This is a genomic window from Actinospica durhamensis, from assembly GCF_018139695.1.
GTDB lineage: Bacteria > Actinomycetota > Actinomycetes > Streptomycetales > Catenulisporaceae > Actinospica > Actinospica durhamensis.
Genome location: NZ_JAGSOG010000057.1, coordinates 21,696 through 37,786, shown reverse-complemented (window position 1 = coordinate 37,786; position 16,091 = coordinate 21,696). Strand labels below are relative to the sequence as shown.

Genomic DNA, 16,091 nt, shown 5'->3' with positions numbered 1-16,091 from the left:
GGGGATGGGACGGGGCTAACTTCGGCCGGTGCCGAAGAACTTGGCCCGCAGCCGGTCGGCCAGGATCGCCACGCCGAGCACGACGCCCTGGGCGACGGTCAGGTAGTAGGTGTTGACGTTCAGCGAGAGCAGGCCCTGGCTGATCAGTTCCAGCAGGATCGCTCCCGCCGCGATGCCGACGATCCTGCCCTCGCCGCCGAACAGCGACACTCCGCCGACGACGGCCGCGGCGATCGCGGTCAGTTCGTAGCCGGTGCCCGCGATCGAGGGGTCCGCGACGCCGAGGCGGCCGATGATCAGCATGCCGACGACGCCGGACAGGACCGAGCTGGTGACGTACGCGGTGGTGCGCCGGCGGGCCACCGGGATGCCGGCCAGCCGGGCCGCCTCCAGGTTGCCGCCGACCGCGTAGATCTGCCGGCCGATGTACGTACGCTCCAACGCGAACCAGGCCGCGACGGCCACGCCCACGAAGATGATCGCGGGGATCGGCACCGGGCCGACGTAGTACAGCGACAAGTCGCCGAAGATGTTCGACAGGTTCGTGATCGGGGTGCCGCCGGTGATCGACAGGGCCAGGCCCTTGCAGATCGTGAAGGTCACCAGGGTGATCACGAACGGCGGGACGTTGAGCCGGTTGACCATCGAGCCGTGCCAGTACCCGATGCCGGCGCAGATCAGCAGTGTCAGCAGGATGGCCAGCGGGGCCGGTATCCCGTGGGTGACGCTGAACCAGCCGACCAGGATGCCGGACAGGCCGGCCAGGCCGCCGACCGACAGGTCGATCCCGCCGGTCAGGATGACGAAGGACTCGCCGATCGCCAGGATGCCGAACTGGGCCAGGTCTCGGCCCATCACCTGCATGTTGGGCGTGCTGGAGTAGGTCGGCGCGGCGACCGCGAACACGATGAAGGCCACCACGCAGGCCAGGATCACGCCGGCCTCCGGCGTGGCCGCCAGCCGGCGCAGCAGGCTCGGGCCGCGCGAGGCGGCGGCCGCGCCGGTCGGAGCCGGCGCGGGGGACAGGGTCGAGGCGCTCACGAGGTGCTTCCGTTCGCTCGGGAGGCGGGCAGGATGGGCGCGGCGCCGGTGGCCGCGGCGGTCATGATGTTCTCCTTGGTGGCGTCGGCGCGGTCGAACACGGCGGCGACCCGGCCGCGGTGCATCACCGCGATCCGGTGGCAGATCCACAGCAGTTCCTCGAGTTCCGAGGAGGCCGCGACCACCGCCGTGCCCTGCGCGACCGTGCGGTCGATCAGCTCGTAGATCTCCGCCTTGGCGCCGACGTCGACGCCGCGGGTGGGTTCGTCGAGCAGCAGCAGCCGGGGCGAGGTGGAGAACGCCCGGCCGAAGATCGCCCGCTGCTGGTTGCCGCCGGACAGGGACCCGATCGGCTGGTCCACCGACTGCATCCGGACCTTGACGTTGGCGGTGATGGCCTTCGCCTCGCCGCGCACCTTGCGCGGCCCGACCACGCCGCGGCTGCTGATCCGGCGCAGGATGCCCAGGGTCACGTTCTCCTTGATCGGGGCGAACAGCACCAGCGACTGCAGCTTGCGGTCCTCCGGGATCATCGCGATGCCCGCGTCGGTGCCGTCCCCGGGGCGGCGCGGCGCGTACGCCTTGCCGCTCAGGTGCATCGAGCCGCCGGTGGACGGCTGCGCGCCGGCCACCGTGTGGATCAGCCTGCTGCGGCCCGAGCCCATCAGACCCGCGATGCCGAGGATCTCGCCCTCGCGCACGGTCAGGTCCACCGGGCCGAGGCCCTCGGCGGTCAGGCCCTCGATCGAGAGCAGTACGGGGTTGGCGGTGGAGAAGGTCTTGGGCGCGCTGTGCGCGACCTCGGCCCCCACCATCTCCCGGATCAGCCGCTCCTCGGTGGCCTCGTCCGGTGCCAGGTCGGCCACCAGCCTGCCGTTGCGCAGCACCACGATCCGGTCGGAGACCTCCCGGACCTCGTCCAGCCGGTGCCCGATGAACAGCACGCTCGAACCCTGATCCGCCGCGCGGCGGGCCAGGTCGAGCACCAGCCGGGCCTCGACCGGGCCGAGCGAGGAGGTGGGCTCGTCCAGGATCAGCAGCCTGGGCGCGCGGCCCCAGCCCTTGGCGATCTCGATCAGCTGCCGGGCCGGGACCGGGAGGCTGCGCACCTGGCGGCGGACCGGGATCGCGCCCGGGGCCAGGCCGATGGCGGTGAGCATGGCCTCGGCGGCCCGGCGCTGGGCCGGGCCGTCCACCAGCACGCGCCGGCGCGAGCCGGTCGGGCGCCGTCCGAGCAGCAGGTTCTCCGCCACGGACAGCTGTCCGACCAGCGGGAACTCCTGGGAGACCAGCGCGACGCCGAGCCGTGCCGACTCCGCGGTGGAGCCCGGCGGCAGCGCGTGCCCTTCGATCTCGATCTCGCCGCCTTCGCGGCGCACTGAGCCGGCCAGGGTGCCCATCAGCGTGGACTTGCCCGCACCGTTCTCCCCGACCACGCCGACGACTTCGCCGGCGTAGAGGTCGAGTTCGGGCAGGTCGAGCACGCGCACCGGGCCGTAGGTCTTGTGCACCCCCCTCAGCCGCGCGATGACCGCGCGGCCGAGGGCGGGCGCCGACTTCTGCGGAGTCGGTTCCACGATCATCGTCAGCCGATTCCCAGCTGGCTTTCGAGCGAGGTGTAGGCCGAGTAGTCCGCCTGCGTGACCACGCCCACCCCGGAGCTCAGGGTGCTGCCGTCGGTCTCCAGGAAGGGCTGGATCAGCTGCATGGTCGCGGTCTTGCCCAGGACCTTCATCGCGGCCATGATGTACGCCCCGGTGTAGCCCTGGTAGTACGGCATCTGCACCACCGTGGCGGAGATGACGCCGGACTGCACGGCGCTGAGGGTGGCCGGGTCGCTGTCGTCGCAGACGATCTTGACGTCGGTCTTCTTCGCCGTGGTGACGGCCTTGGCCAGGGCCGGGCCGTCGTAGGAGTAGACCCCGTACAGACCCTTGACGTCCGGGTTGTTGGCCAGGATCGTCTCGGCGTCGGACTGGGCGGTGGCGGCCGAGAGGTTGTCGTTCTCGGTGACCGTCACCTTGATGTTCGTGCCGGCCAGGGCCTGCTTGAAGCCGGCGATGCGCTCGGTGGCGTTGGCGGCGGTGAGCGAGCCGACCAGGACGGCCACGTCGCCGGTGCCGTTCAGGGCCGCCTTCATGGCCAGGCCGGCCTGGTAGCCGGCCTCGGTGTTCGGGGTGCCGAGGTACAGGCCGGCCGCGTCGGTGCCGGGCAGCGGCGAGTCGATGGCGAGCACGAACAGGCCGTTGGCGACGTCGGTGGCGATGGCGTTCTTCGCCGAGGCCGGGTCGATCGCGGAGATGGAGTAGCCGGTGATGCCCTTGCCGCGCAGGGTCTCGAGCTCGGTGTCCTGCTCGGTCAGGGTGCCGTCCGGCGGGGCGAAGTAGGTGCAGTTCGAAGAGCTGATGCCCAGTGCGGTGCAGCCGGCCTGGAACCCGGTCTTGCCGGCGTTCCAGTAGTCTGCCGCCACATTGACGACCATCGCGACGTTGACGTTCGAGAGGCTGTGGCCCTTGAGGGCACAGGCCAGCGCGTTGTCGAGCGCGGTGAGGTTGGCGTCGTTGAAGGTGACGGAGCCCTGCAGGGCGTCACCGGTGGCGGACGGGAGCGGGCTGGGGCTGGCGAAGCAGGACGCGGCGATGCTCGCAGTCGCGCCGGCCGCACTGGTGTCGGTGCTTGAGCCGCCGCCGGACTTCGAACAGGCCGAAGCGGTGACGGTGAGCAGCGCGGCGGTGGCCGCGGCCAACGTGCGGGTGCGTGTGATCCTCATTGATCAGTGCCCTTCGAGGTGAGGGTTGAAGTGCTCTGGGTTGTGCGCGTTCTCATTTCGTGTGCGGGTGGAGCCGTTGTGCTGGTGGTGCAGCGGTGCGGCCTTACGGGGTGGTGCGTGGGTGTGCGGGTGGTGCGTGGGTGGTGCAGCCCGCCGCCGGTGCGGCGGCGGCGGGCGCTCGTGGGGCCGGCGGCGGCTAGAAGCCGCGCGCCAGCCGGTAGTAGGCCTGGTTCCAGCGGATCTCCTGCTCGAACCGGGCGGTGGTGGTCTCGGCCCCGATGGTCAGCAGCTCGACGCCGAGCTGTCGGGCGAGGTCGGTCAGGACCTCGATGCCGATGGCGGTGGAGAACACCGTGTGGTGCGGCGCTCCGGCCGTGAGCCAGGACTCGACCGAGGTGCGCCAGTCCGGGCGCGGGCTCCACACGGCCCGGGCGACCGGCAGCTTGGGCAGCGGCTCGGGCGGGGCGACCACGTCGATCTCGTTGGCGATGATGCGCAGCCGGTCGCCGAGGTCGGCCAGGCCCGCGACCACGGCCGGGCCGGGGGCGGCGTCGAACACCAGCCGGACCGGGTCCTCGCGCCCGCCGATGGACAGCGGGTGGATCTCGCAGGACGGGGTGGCCGCGGCGATGGAGGGGCAGACCTCGAGCATGTGCGCGCCGAGGATGAGCTCCTTGCCCGGCTCGAGGTGGTAGGTGTAGTCCTCCATGAACGAGGTGCCGCCCGGGCGTCCGGCCGCGGCGGTCTTCAGCGCCCGCAGCAGCAGCGCGGTCTTCCAGTCGCCCTCGCCGCCGAAGCCGTAGCCGTCGGCCATCAGCCGCTGCACGGCGAGGCCGGGCAGCTGGCGCAGCCCGCCGAGGTCCTCGAAGTTGGTGGTGAACGCGCCGAACCCGCCCTCGGTCAGGAAGGTGCGCAGGCCCGCCTCGATCCGGGCGGCGTAGCGCAGCGAGTCGTGCCGGTCCCCGCCCTTACGCAGCGCGGCGGCGACGGTGTAGGAGTCCTCGTACTCGGCCACCAGGGCGTCGATCGAGGCGTCGTCGATCTCGTCGACGACGGCCACGAGGTCGTTGACGCCGTAGGTGTTGACCGACGCGCCGAGCTTGAGCTGCGCCTCGACCTTGTCGCCCTCGGTCACCGCGACGTCGCGCATGTTGTCGCCGAACCGGGCCAGCTTGAGCGAGCGCAGGTCGGCGCGGGCGAGGCAGGCCCTGACCCAGTCCTCGACCCGGCTGATCACCGCGGGGTCGGAGGCGTGCCCGGCCACGGTCTTGCGCGGCACGTTCAGGCGCGTCTGGATGTGCGCGAACTCCCGGTCGCCGTGCGCGGCCTGGTTCAGGTTCATGAAGTCCATGTCGATGCTCGCCCACGGCAGCGGGGCGTCGGCCTGCGTGTGCAGGTGCAGCATCGGCTTGTCCAGCGCGTCCAGTCCGCCGATCCACATCTTCGCCGGAGAGAAGGTGTGCATCCAGGTGATCACGCCGGCGCAGGTCTCGTCCGTGTTCGCCTCGATGCAGGCCCGGCGGATCGCCTCGGCGTCCTTGAGCACCGGACGCCACACCACCTTCGCGGGCAGCCCGGCGTCGTCGAGCAGCGCGGCGATCCGGCCGGACTGTTCGGCCACCTGCCGGAGCGTGTCCTCGCCGTAGAGGGACTGGCTCCCGGTCAGGAACCACACGACGCTGTCAGTGCGCTGAGTCATGAGTCACCGTTCTTAGCGGTCTCGGCACGGCCGGGCTGGCCGTAGACGTTCGTGTACCGGTCGTTCAGGGCCTTGATGTCGGCCTCGTCCAGCGGGATGACGGGGCCGAGCACCCGGGCCAGGTGGACCGTGTGCGCGGCGTCCTCGACCATGACCGCGGCCTTGACCGCGGCGCGGGCGCTGGCACCGATCGTGAAGACGCCGTGGCTGCGCATGAGCACGGCCGGGGACCGGCTGCCGGCCAGCGTCTCGACGATCCCGGCGCCGATCGACTCGTCCCCGATCAGGGCGAACGGCCCGATCGGGATGTCGCCGCCGAACTCGTCCGCGATGGCGGTGAGCACGCACGGTATGGCCTCGCCGCGGGCGGACCAGGCGGTGGCGTAGGGGGAGTGGGTGTGCACGACTCCGCCGACGTCCGGGCGGTGCCGGTAGACGTACGCGTGCGAACCGGTGTCGCTGGAGGGCTTGTAGTCGCCCTCGACCAGCACGCCGTCCAGATCGCACACGACCATCGAGGCCGGGGTCAGCTCCTCGTACTCGAGGCCGCTGGGCTTGATCACCATCAGGTCGGCGCCGGGCACCCGGGCCGAGACGTTGCCGGAGGTCCAGGCGACCAGGCCGGACTTGGGCAGGTAGGCGTGCAGGGCGCACACATCGGCCCGGGCCGCTTCTATCGCGGCGCGTATCTCGGGGGAGAACCGGTCGGTCATCAGTGGGCACCCGTCTTGATCTCGTGCAGCCGGCGCAGCACGTCGTTGCCGCCCCGGCCGAAGTAGTCGTGCAGCGTCAGGTATTCGGCGAACAGGGCGTCATAGGCCTTGGCCCGGCCCTCGTCCGGCAGGTAGGCCGAGGCCACCCGGCTGCCCATGGCCGCGCCCGCGCTCACCACGTCCGGGTACGCCCCGGCCGCGACGGCCGCGTGGATGGCCGCGCCGAGCGCCGGGCCCTGGGCCGAGCCGGCCAGGCTGACCGGGCGGCGCAGCACGTCCGCGTACATCTGCATCAGGAAGCTGTTCTTGATCAGGCCGCCGGCCGCGATGAACTCGGTCACCGGCACCCCGCCGGCCTCCAGCGCCTCCACGATCACCCGGGTGCCGAACGCGGTGGACTCCAGCAGCGCCCGGTAGATCTCGTGCGGCGCGGTGCCGAGGGTCAGTCCCACGATCACGCCGGAGAGGCTGTGGTCCACCAGCACCGAGCGGTTGCCGCTGTGCCAGTCCAGCGCGACCAGGCCGTGCGCGCCCACCTCGTGGTCCGCGGCCTGCTCGGTGAGCAGTTCGTGCAGGCTCACGCCGCGCTCGGCCGCCTCGGCGACCAGGGCGGGGGAGCTGTAGCGCTCGACGAACCAGGCGAAGATGTCGCCCACGCCGCTCTGCCCGGCCTCGTAGCCCCACAGTCCGGCGATGATGCCGCCGTCCACGACGCCGCACATGCCGGCCACGTCCGCCGGTCCCGCGCCCTCGTCGCTGGGGCCGCCGTTGACGATGTGGCAGGTGGAGGTGCCCATGATGGCGACCATCTGCCCGGGCTCGACGCCCTGCACGGCCGGGCCGGTCACGTGCGCGTCCACGTTGCCGACGCACACGGCGATCCCGGCGGGCAGGCCGGTCCACCCGGCCGCGGCCTCGCACAGCGAGCCGGCCCTGTCCCCGAGCGCGGAGACGGGGAACTCGAGCTTGGCGGTGAAGCCGGCGAAGTCGGGGTTGAGCGCGGCCAGGTACTCCGCGCCCGGGCGCTCGCCGTCCTGCAGGATGCCCTTGTACCCGGCGGTGCAGGCGTTGCGGCTCTCCTCGCCGGTCAGCTGCCAGGTGATCCAGTCGGTGGCCTCGATCCAGCGCTCGGCCCTGTGGTAGAGCTCGGCGTCCTCCTCGAGCAGCTGCAGGCCCTTGGCGTACTCCCACTCGGAGGAGATCTTGCCGCCGTAGCGCCCGATCCACTTCTCTCCGCGCTCGTGTGCCAGGGCATTGATGCGGTCGGCCTGCGGCTGGGCGGCGTGGTGCTTCCACAGCTTGACGTAGGCGTGCGGCCGGTTCCGATAGGGCGTCAGCTCGCACAGCGGGGTGCCGTCGGCCAGGGTCGGAAGCACGGTGCACGCGGTGAAGTCGACGCCGATGCCGACGACCTGCTCGGGCTTGACGCCGGCGGCGGCCAGCGCGGCGGGCACCGCGGTGCGCAGCACGTCGCGGTAGTCGTCGGGGTCCTGCAGGGCCCAGTCCGGCGGGAGCGGAGCGCCGCTGGCCGGGAGCGTGCGCTCCATCACCGCGTGCCGGTAGGGCTGCACCGCGCTGCCGAGCTCGGCGCCGTCGGACACCCGCACCACCAGCGCGCGCCCGGAGAGTGTGCCGTAGTCGACTCCGATCACGCAGGCGTCGTCCGCCACGTCAATACCTTCATCAACACGTTGGGTGTGAGCGTTAACAATCATGACCGGCCGTTCTCATCCTCGAGGTCCTTCCAGCGGTGGAGCAGGTGCATCGTCGGATCGGCGACCCTGGGGCAGGGCCGCCGACGTGCGGCGGGCCGCGGTGGACGCGGCGGCGGGCGGGGTGCGGGAGCGGCCGGAGCCGGTCAGGCCGCCCCGGCCCGCGGTGGGGCGGTGGAGGCGCGCACGACCAGGCCGGGGCCGATGGTCACCCGCGGCGCGTTGCGCGGGGCCGGACCTCCGCCGGCGTTGAGGTCCACCAGCTCGATCAGCGTGCCGAGCGCACGCCGTCCGAGCTCGTCGAAGTCCTGTCGGATGGTGGTCAGCGGGGGGCCGAAGTACTCGGCCTCGGGGATGTCGTCGAAGCCGATCAGACTCAGGTCCTCGGGGACCCGCAGTCCGGCCTGCTGCACGGCGCGCAGCAGGCCGAGGGCCATGTGGTCGTTGGCGCAGAACAGGGCGGTGATCGGGTCCCGCGGGTCGTGCGCGCGGGCGGCGAGCTCGCGGCCGAGCTCGTAGCCGGTGCGCGAGGACCAGTCCCCGCCGACGAACGGCTCGGGCTGGGCCGCGCCGCGGGCCGAAAGGGCCCGGCGCCAGCCGACCTCGCGCTCCTGCGCGTCCAGCCAGCTGCGCGGCCCGGCCACGTGGTGCACGGTGCGGTGCCCGAGGTCGAGCAGGTAGGAGGTGGCGCGCTCGGCGCCGGCCTCGTTGTCCACCGCGACCGAGCTGAGCGCGGCGTGGGTGCCGCAGCCGACCGCGACTAGCGGCAGGTCCGAACGCACCTGGGAGAGCGCGTTGACCGCGCTGGTCTGCGGCGCTATCACGATCAGGCCCTCCACGGCCTGGTCGCGCAGCCGGTCCACGGCGTCGAGTACGGAGCGGCGGTCCAGGGCGGCGAGGGCGGCCACCGCGACGAAGTAGTCGAGGTCCTTGGCAGCCTGCTCGATCCCGTAGAGCATGGACGCGGGGCCGTAGAGCGTGGTGTTGAAGCTGACCACGCCCAGGGTCCTGGTGCGCCGGGTGACCAGGGCGCGCGCCGCCACGTTGGGCCGGTATCCCAGCTCCCTGATGGCGGCGAGCACGCGGTCGCGGGTGGCCGGCTTGACGTTCGGGTGGTCGTTGAGCACCCGGGAGACCGTCTGGTGCGAGACCCCGGCCGCCTGGGCGACATCGGCCATCACCGGCGCTCGGCCGCTCCCTGTGGACTGCATGGGAGAATTGATAACGCAAACATTTCTGCGCGTCAACCCTCGCCGCGCCCGCCGAGATGCTTCCGTGACCGTTCGGAGGGGCTCCGAGCGGGGGGATGTGGCCCGATTCACTCCGATTTCGCCACCGCCCGGCGGGACCCGACGCGGCCGTCACGGGCCCGAGCCGAGCCCCGGCCGGGCCCGGGTGAATCAGGGTACGATCATCAGCGGGCCGACACGCGGCGGGCCGAGACCGGGCTGCGGCCGTGTCCGTTCGGCTACGATCCGTACGTTATGACCGAACCAGACCCGACCCGGCCGCCGGCCCTGCCGACCATGCTGACCTGGACGATCGTGCTCACGACCGTGCTGCTCGGGATGGGCGTGGCGGTGGGCAACGAAGTGCGGCTGGTGGGCCTGCTCGCGTTCCTGCCCGGCATCCTGGCCGGGGTGGGCACGGTGCGCCAGACCGTGTTCGTGGCCTCCTGGGTCTTCGGCGCCACCCTCGCCTCGGCCCTGTACTTCCCCGACCCGCACAGCTCCGACGCCTACTTCCTGGTCATCTTGACCTTCCTGCTGTGTGTCGCGGCGGTGTACGTCTGCCACCACCGCACCACCCGGGAGCGGGAGATGGCCCGGCTGCGGATCACCGCGACCGCGATGCAGCGCGAGATCCTCGCGCCGCTGCCGCAGCGCACCGCGGAGGTCGTGGTCGACGGCGTCTACGAGCCCATGCACGAGGACAAGCTGGTCGGCGGGGACGTGTACGACGTGGTGGCGAGCCCGTACGGCACCCGGGTGCTGATCGGCGACGTACAGGGCAAGGGCCTGCCCGCGATCGGCACCGCCTTCGGCATCATCGGGGCCTTCCGCGAGGCGGCCTACCGCGAGGCGGAGCTGGCCGGGGTGGTCGACGCGCTGGAGTCGGCCGTGGTGCGGCACAACACCTTCGCCGCCCGCTCCGGCGGCGGCGAGCGCTTCGCCACCGCGCTGATCCTGCACCTCGACGCGGACCGGCGCACCCACGTGGAGGCGATCAACTGCGGCCACCTGCCGCCGATCCTGCTCGGCCGGCCCGGCGGTCCGCGGTTCGTGGAGTTCCCGGACAACGGCCTGCCGCTCGGCCTGGCCGACCTGGTCCGGGGGCCGCGCTCGGCCAGCGGGTTCGAGCTGCGGCCGGGCGAGTCGCTGCTGCTCTACACCGACGGGCTGACCGAGGCGCGCACCCGCCGCGGCGAGTTCTACCCGACCGAGCGCGCGGTGCAGATGGCCGAGCACCTGATGCCCGACCGCGTCCCCGAGGCCCTGCGCGACGACCTGGTGCAGTTCTCCCGCGGCGGCCAGGCCGACGACATCGCCATCCTCAGCGTGAGTAGGAACCCGGGCCGGGCGATCACGGCCGGATAGCCCGTCCGGCGCACTCCGGCGGCGGCCCGGGCGCTCGGGCGCTTACGGTCGGACGGACCGTACGTACCAGTACCACGCGACGAAGCGGAGCCCGCCATGGCCGACGAGGACCTGTACGCCGCGCTGGACCGGGCCGCCGCGGCCGGCACCGACCAGGTGATCGGCTGGCGCCAGCACCTGCATCGGCATCCGGAGCTGTCCAACCGGGAGAGCGAGACGGCCGCGCTGATCGCCCGGCACCTGCGCTCGCTCGGCCTCGACGAGGTGCGCACCGACATCGCCGGACACGGCGTGGTCGGCGTGCTGCGCGGCGGCGGGCGCTCCGGCGGGGGCGAGGGCCGGGTGGTGGCGCTGCGGGCCGACATCGACGCGCTGCCGGTGCGGGACCTGTGCGGGGCCGAGTTCGCCTCGCACGTCGTCGACATCGACTACCCCGGCGGCCCGTTCCCGGTCTCGCACGCCTGCGGCCACGACGCCCACACCGCGATGCTGCTCGGCGCCGCCACCGTGCTGGCCGAGGTGCGCGACCGGCTCGCCGGCACGGTCCTTTTCGTCTTCCAGCCGGCCGAGGAGGGTCCGCCGGTGGCCGAGCCGGGCGGCGCGCGCACGATGCTGGCCGAGGGCGCGCTGGACCACCCGGCGCCCACGATGGTCTTCGGCCTGCACGTGGCGCCGCTGCCCAAGGGCGTGCTCGGGTACCGGGTGGGCAACCAGTTCGGCGCCTCCTGCCTCGTCAGGATCCTGATCACCGGGATGCAGGTGCACGGCTCGACCCCGTGGCAGGGGGTGGACCCGATGCCCGCGGCCGGGGCGGTGCTGACCGGCATCGGCCAGATCTACCGGCAGCTGAGCGCCTTCGACCCGGTCACGGTGAGCCTGGGCCACGTCGAGGACGTGGGCCGGTTCAACATCATCGGCGAGACGGTCACGCTCTGGGGCACCATCCGCTGCGCCGAGGAGTCGGACATGGGCGAGGCGCAGAAGCGGCTGGCCACGCTGGCCGAGCACAGCGCCGCGGCGTACCACTGCACGGCCGTGGTCGAGTACCTCCAGGACGTGCCGGCCGTGCACAACGCCCCGGCCTGGGTGGAGGCGGCGCTGCCCACCTTCCGCCGCGTGGTCGGCGAGGAGAAGGTGGTCTCGACCCCCGCGACCCTCGGTTACGACGACGTCTCCGAGTTCGTCAACCGCTTCGGCGGGCTCTACGTCGTGCTCGGCGTGCAAGACCTCGCATTCGACCCGGACGGAACGCCGGTGCCCACCCCCGGCGGGCGCGGCGCGGTGTTCAACCACAACCCGGGCTTCTACGTGGACGACGACACCCTGGCCACCGGGGTGCGCCTGCACGCGCACGTGGCGGCCGACCACCTGGCCGGCCGCCTCGTGACGGGGAACTGACGGCCGATCAGGAGCCGGTCGGCGGCTGCTGCTGTCCGTACGGCGGCTGCGGCGGCTGCGGCTGGTCACCGTAGGCCGGCTGCTCCGGCGCCGGGTACTGGCACGGCTGCTGCGGCACGCCGTACGGCTGGCTCGGCTGCTGCGCCACGGCCTGCGAACGGGCCTTGAACGCGGCGCCCACCCGCGCCAGCGAACCGCCCGCCTGCGTGAAGCCCAGGTAGCTCTGGACCCCCGCGGCCAGACCGATCACCAGGACCACGTAGTAGGCCCAGCCCGGGCCCACCGACCCGGTCACGGTCCCGCCGAGCGAGCCGAGGCCGCCGGTCAGGTCCGAAAGGCTCGGGTAAGTCAGTCCCTGGATGGCCCAGAGCAGCACGCCCAGTGCCGAAAGGACCAGGCCGATGAACGCGCGGTTGGCGGCACTGGCCAGCAGCGGGACGTTGAGTGCGACGCCGACCGCGGGCAGGAACAGCACCACCCCGTAGATCAGCAGCAACAGGACCGGGAACCAGTCGTTGAAGCCGCTCGGGGTCTGCCACGCGTCACTGCTGCCGGACACGCCCAGAATCGTGCCGGAATACCACGGCAGGAAACTGAAGATGAACGCGAGCAGGCCGGCGGCCGAGAGCACCTGTTCGGTGCGCCCCAGCTTGGTAAGATCCATATACCCCTCCCTGGTAGTTCCGCTGACGCGGAAAACAGGGGCATTATTCCCCGTTGCCCGATTGTGGGAACGGGGAATGGGCCAAGGTCAAGCCGAATGATACGTTTCGGTCGCCCAGTGGCACATCACTGAGCCCCGAGCATAAGCACCATGGCTCAAGGTCGGACGTACACGCGGGCCGTCTGCAGCAGGCCGTAGACGAACTCGAAGGCGATCGTGGTGCTGCCCGCGTCCGGGGCGTCCGGATCGTCCGGGACCTGGGCGAGTGCCAGGTCCCTGGTGGGCGCGGAACCCTCGAGGTGGCGCAGCGGCCCGAAGGCGGTGGCGACGTCGCCGAGTACGCAGGACCACGGCCGCGCGTCCCCGAACCGCCGCAGCACCGGACGCCTGGCGCCCGGGGCGCGCACGAAGTGCTCGGTCAGCAGCATGCCGCCGGGCCCGGTCATCGCCTCGAAGCGCAGTTCGGGCCACAGCGGCAGCGACCACTGCAGCGCGTAGCAGGTCAGATCCCCGATCTTGCGCTCGGCCGACTCCGCCGGTTCCCCGAGCACGCTGCGCAGCGACCCGACCGGTCCGCGCGAGTACTTGCTGTGCAGCATCCGCTGCCACTGCGCGTTGGCGGCGCGCATGTCGGTGGCGGAGAAGCCGAGCCGGCGGCGCGCGTCCTCGACGAGTTCGGGCTGGTAGTCGGCCATCCGCCGCAGCACGATGAGCTGGAACTCGGCGGGACCGAGCGGAACCTCGGGCACGGTCACCGGGCGGCCCATTCGTTCTCGAGGATGCTGTAGAACGACGAGTCGCGCCAGCCGTCCCGGGTCATCATGACTTCGCGCATCCGTCCCTCATAGCGCAACCCCGCCTTGGCCAGCACCCGGGCGGAGCCGAGGTTGAGCGGGTTGCAGGTCGCGGTGATCCGGTGGAAGCCGAGCTCGCCGAAGCCGACGGCGAGCAGGGCGCGGGCGAGCGCCGTGCCGTAGCCGCGGCCCCACAGGTCGGGGTGCACGCCGTAGCTGATCTCGCCGTGGCGGTGCGCGGCCTGGCGCACGTGCACCTCGCCCTGGCCGACGGCCCGGCCGCCCCCGTCCCCGGTCAGCGCGAGGTAGCCGAAGCGTGTCTGGGGCCTGACATCCCAGGCGGCCGCGGCCTCGGTGGTGAACGCGCGGGTCTCGTCCTCGGTGTTGGGCCCCCAGGGCTGGTACCGGCAGGCCTCAAGACGGCTCGCCCAGCCGTGTACGGTCGGCCAGTCGGCGGCTTGGAGCGGCCGCAGGCTCACCCTCGGGATCGTCACCGCGCTCATCCCCCGATCTTCGCACACGTGGATCGGGGGATGAGCGCGGATCAGAGGCCGAACAGCGCGGCGGCGTTGCCGCCGAGGATCCGCGCGGTCGCCGCCTCGTCGAGCCCGGCGGCCCGCACGCGCGCCGGGCCGTCGGTGACCCCCATGTCGAAGGGGTAGTCGCTGCCCACCGCCACGCGGTCATCGCCGACCGCCTCGACCAGGTGGCGCAGCGCCGTGGGCGTGTAGACGAGCGCGTCGTACCAGATCCGGCGCAGGTATGTGCTGGGGGCCTCCCGGCAGCCGCGGGCGTCCGGGCGCTCGGCCCAGGCGTGGTCCGAGCGGCCTATGTACGTGGGCAGATATCCGCCGCCGTGCGCGGCGAGCAGCTTGAGGTCCGGGTGGCGGTCGAGCACGCCGCCGAAGATCAGGTGGGAGAGCGCGAGCGTGGTCTCCACCGGCTGCCCGACGGTGTTGCCGAGGAAGTTCGCGCCGAGACGCGCGCCGAGCGAGCAGCCCCACGGGTGGATGAACACCACGGCGCCGAGTTCGGCGGCGGCCTGCCAGACCGGGTCGAAGTCCGGGTGCGCCAGTTCCCGCCCGTCCACGTTCGTCGAGACGCTCACACCCTTCAGGCCCAGTTCCCTCACGGCGCGTTCGAGCTCGGCGACGGCCAGGTCAGGGTGCTGCAACGGCAGCGTGCCGAGGCCGGCCAGCCGGTCCGGAGCCTGGGCGCAGTGCTCGGCCACGGCCGCGTTGACCGTGCGGGTGAGCTGCTCGGCCAGCTCGGGCTCGGCCCAGTAGCGGTGCATCGGCATCGGGCCGACGATCTGGACGTCCACGCCCGACGCGTCGAGGTCGGCCAGCCTGCGCTCGACCTCGGTGAGCTGCGGCAGCAGCCGCCCGATCTGCTTCTGGTTGACCTCGATGCTGTGCGCGCTGAACGCGAGGCGCTCGGCCGCCGCGTCGGCCGCCTCGCGCGGGTGGCCCTGGGCCAGCCGGCCCGCCTCGGGGACGAGCAGGTGTCCGTGCACGTCGACGACGCGCGGGGCGTCGCCGGAAACCGCCGCGCCCATCTACGCCTCGCTCGCGGCGAGGAAGCCGAGGGTCGCGCCCATGGTGTCGGCCACGTCCTGGTCGGTGTGCGGCTCGAGGTCCATCTCCCAGCGCACCAGCTGCATCGAGTTGCGCACCACGATCTCCACCCGAGGCCAGCGCCTTGCCATGAAAGCGGGAAGCGCGCGCTCGAGCGGGACGGCGCCGGTGACCATCTCGGCCAGCACCACCGCGTCCTCGGCGCACATCGCGGCGCCCTGGGCGACCAGCGGCGGGCAGGCGTGCGCGGCGTCGCCGATGACCAGGGCCCGGCCGCGGAACCACGGGTCCTGGGCCAGCAGCCACTCGATCCGGGTGTGCGAGACGTTCGAGTCCGGACCTATCGTCTCCCGCAGCTCGCCCCAGGTGCCGCCGTAGCCTTCGGAGCGTTCGTACATCAGCTCCCAGGCGGTGCGTCCGCCCTCGCCGCCGCCGAATTCGGCCAGCGTGCCGTCCTGGTCCAGGATGTAGGCGTAGCACTGGTCTGCGGAGATGGGGGAGTAGCCGGCCTTGTAGCGCGGGCCGCCGTAGTAGACCTCCGCGCAGTCCATCGTGGCCGGGCGGTGCGCCACCACCCGCCAGATGCTCATCCCGGACGGCTGCGGCGCGGCGTCCACGCCGATGATGCCGCGCATCGCCGAGCGGATCCCGTCCGCGCCCACGACCAGGTCGTAGCTGCCCGTGCTGCCGTCGCTGAACTCCACGTACGCCTGCCGTGAGTCCTGGGCCAGGGCCCTGACGGTCAGTCCGAGCCGCACGGTGACGCCCGCGGCGTAGATGCGCTCGCACAGCACGTTCTGGATGTCCGAGCGCAGCGCGCCGAGCGTGGCGGGCAGGTGCGGGCCGCCGGTGCGCGGGGTGGGCGCCTGCACGATCAGGCCGCCGTCGGCCTTGAGCAGCCGCATCCGGTCGAACGGCACGCCGCGCTCGAGGATCTCGTCCACGACGCCCACCTGCTCGAACGCCCGCAGCGCGTTGCCCTGCACGGTGATGCCGTGCCCGACGCCGTGCCAGACCGGGCTGATCTCCACCAGCTCGACGCTCACGCCGCGCCGGGCGAGAGCGAGCGAGAGCACACTGCCGGTGATCCCACCGCCGACCACCAGTACCTTCGACACGCCCACGG

General features: G+C 72.4%; 14 protein-coding genes. 2 read left to right on the top strand and 12 right to left on the bottom strand.

The features are described 5' to 3' along the window. Positions 1–15 precede the first annotated feature (15 nt). The 7 genes from KDL01_RS14130 to KDL01_RS14100 all read right to left on the bottom strand — a co-directional run bounded on the left by KDL01_RS14130 (position 16) and on the right by KDL01_RS14100 (position 9,146). The gene (locus KDL01_RS14130; protein ID WP_212528927.1) at positions 16–1,041 is read right to left on the bottom strand and encodes an ABC transporter permease; all 1,026 of its coding nucleotides are present in this window, start codon (positions 1,039–1,041) and stop codon (positions 16–18) included. After that, positions 1,038–2,624 (bottom strand): sugar ABC transporter ATP-binding protein, encoded by a 1,587-nt coding sequence (locus tag KDL01_RS14125; protein ID WP_212528926.1) that lies wholly within the window; start codon positions 2,622–2,624, stop codon positions 1,038–1,040. Before KDL01_RS14125 ends, KDL01_RS14130 begins: the two co-directional genes overlap by 4 nt. A gap of 2 nt (positions 2,625–2,626) precedes the next feature. Next, positions 2,627–3,811: a substrate-binding domain-containing protein gene (locus tag KDL01_RS14120; protein WP_212528925.1), complete on the bottom strand. Its 1,185-nt coding sequence runs from the start codon at positions 3,809–3,811 to the stop codon at positions 2,627–2,629. Between the two features lie 196 nt (positions 3,812–4,007). Further along, entirely contained in the window at positions 4,008–5,510 is a 1,503-nt protein-coding gene (gene araA / locus KDL01_RS14115; RefSeq protein ID WP_212528924.1) for an L-arabinose isomerase, read from the bottom strand. Next, the gene (locus KDL01_RS14110) at positions 5,507–6,223 is read right to left on the bottom strand and encodes an L-ribulose-5-phosphate 4-epimerase (protein ID WP_212528923.1); all 717 of its coding nucleotides are present in this window, start codon (positions 6,221–6,223) and stop codon (positions 5,507–5,509) included. Before KDL01_RS14110 ends, araA begins: the two co-directional genes overlap by 4 nt. After that, positions 6,223–7,938 (bottom strand): ribulokinase, encoded by a 1,716-nt coding sequence (gene araB, locus KDL01_RS14105; protein WP_212528922.1) that lies wholly within the window; start codon positions 7,936–7,938, stop codon positions 6,223–6,225. Before araB ends, KDL01_RS14110 begins: the two co-directional genes overlap by 1 nt. Positions 7,939–8,081: 143 nt before the next feature. Beyond that, positions 8,082–9,146, bottom strand: a complete 1,065-nt coding sequence (locus KDL01_RS14100; protein WP_212528921.1) for a LacI family DNA-binding transcriptional regulator — start codon at positions 9,144–9,146, stop codon at positions 8,082–8,084. A gap of 273 nt (positions 9,147–9,419) precedes the next feature. Between KDL01_RS14100 and KDL01_RS14095 the strand changes: the two genes are divergently transcribed. Both KDL01_RS14095 and KDL01_RS14090 read left to right on the top strand, forming a co-directional pair. Further along, complete coding sequence (locus KDL01_RS14095) at positions 9,420–10,532, top strand: PP2C family protein-serine/threonine phosphatase (protein WP_212528920.1); 1,113 nt, start codon at positions 9,420–9,422, stop codon at positions 10,530–10,532. A gap of 96 nt (positions 10,533–10,628) precedes the next feature. Then, on the top strand, positions 10,629–11,930 hold the full coding sequence (locus KDL01_RS14090) for an amidohydrolase (protein ID WP_212528919.1): 1,302 nt from the start codon (positions 10,629–10,631) through the stop codon (positions 11,928–11,930). 7 nt (positions 11,931–11,937) lie between these two features. Here the strand turns inward: KDL01_RS14090 and KDL01_RS14085 are convergent, their stop codons facing one another. The 5 genes from KDL01_RS14085 to KDL01_RS14065 form a co-directional block, all read right to left on the bottom strand. Next, positions 11,938–12,594: a hypothetical protein gene (locus KDL01_RS14085; RefSeq protein ID WP_212528918.1), complete on the bottom strand. Its 657-nt coding sequence runs from the start codon at positions 12,592–12,594 to the stop codon at positions 11,938–11,940. 155 nt (positions 12,595–12,749) lie between these two features. Then, positions 12,750–13,349, bottom strand: coding sequence for a hypothetical protein (locus KDL01_RS14080; RefSeq protein WP_212528917.1), 600 nt, complete (start codon positions 13,347–13,349; stop codon positions 12,750–12,752). Next, complete coding sequence (locus KDL01_RS14075) at positions 13,346–13,891, bottom strand: GNAT family N-acetyltransferase (protein WP_212528916.1); 546 nt, start codon at positions 13,889–13,891, stop codon at positions 13,346–13,348. The genes KDL01_RS14080 and KDL01_RS14075 overlap by 4 nt, the downstream gene beginning before the upstream one ends. Before the next feature lie 41 nt (positions 13,892–13,932). Continuing rightward, positions 13,933–14,946 (bottom strand): amidohydrolase family protein, encoded by a 1,014-nt coding sequence (locus KDL01_RS14070; protein ID WP_212528915.1) that lies wholly within the window; start codon positions 14,944–14,946, stop codon positions 13,933–13,935. After that, positions 14,947–16,089: an FAD-dependent monooxygenase gene (locus tag KDL01_RS14065; RefSeq protein ID WP_212528914.1), complete on the bottom strand. Its 1,143-nt coding sequence runs from the start codon at positions 16,087–16,089 to the stop codon at positions 14,947–14,949. It abuts the gene before it with no gap. Positions 16,090–16,091: the final 2 nt, after the last annotated feature.

Excerpts from the sequence above, each read along its gene's own strand:
- KDL01_RS14125 (WP_212528926.1), bottom strand. The coding sequence starts at position 2,624 with ATGATCGTGGAACCGACTCCGCAGAAGTCGGCGCCCGCCCTCGGCCGC.
- KDL01_RS14120 (WP_212528925.1), bottom strand. The coding sequence starts at position 3,811 with ATGAGGATCACACGCACCCGCACGTTGGCCGCGGCCACCGCCGCGCTG.
- araA (WP_212528924.1), bottom strand. The coding sequence starts at position 5,510 with ATGACTCAGCGCACTGACAGCGTCGTGTGGTTCCTGACCGGGAGCCAG.
- KDL01_RS14110 (WP_212528923.1), bottom strand. The coding sequence starts at position 6,223 with ATGACCGACCGGTTCTCCCCCGAGATACGCGCCGCGATAGAAGCGGCC.
- araB (WP_212528922.1), bottom strand. The coding sequence starts at position 7,938 with ATGATTGTTAACGCTCACACCCAACGTGTTGATGAAGGTATTGACGTG.
- KDL01_RS14100 (WP_212528921.1), bottom strand. The coding sequence starts at position 9,146 with ATGCAGTCCACAGGGAGCGGCCGAGCGCCGGTGATGGCCGATGTCGCC.
- KDL01_RS14095 (WP_212528920.1), top strand. The coding sequence starts at position 9,420 with ATGACCGAACCAGACCCGACCCGGCCGCCGGCCCTGCCGACCATGCTG.
- KDL01_RS14090 (WP_212528919.1), top strand. The coding sequence starts at position 10,629 with ATGGCCGACGAGGACCTGTACGCCGCGCTGGACCGGGCCGCCGCGGCC.
- KDL01_RS14085 (WP_212528918.1), bottom strand. The coding sequence starts at position 12,594 with ATGGATCTTACCAAGCTGGGGCGCACCGAACAGGTGCTCTCGGCCGCC.
- KDL01_RS14075 (WP_212528916.1), bottom strand. The coding sequence starts at position 13,891 with ATGAGCGCGGTGACGATCCCGAGGGTGAGCCTGCGGCCGCTCCAAGCC.
- KDL01_RS14070 (WP_212528915.1), bottom strand. The coding sequence starts at position 14,946 with ATGGGCGCGGCGGTTTCCGGCGACGCCCCGCGCGTCGTCGACGTGCAC.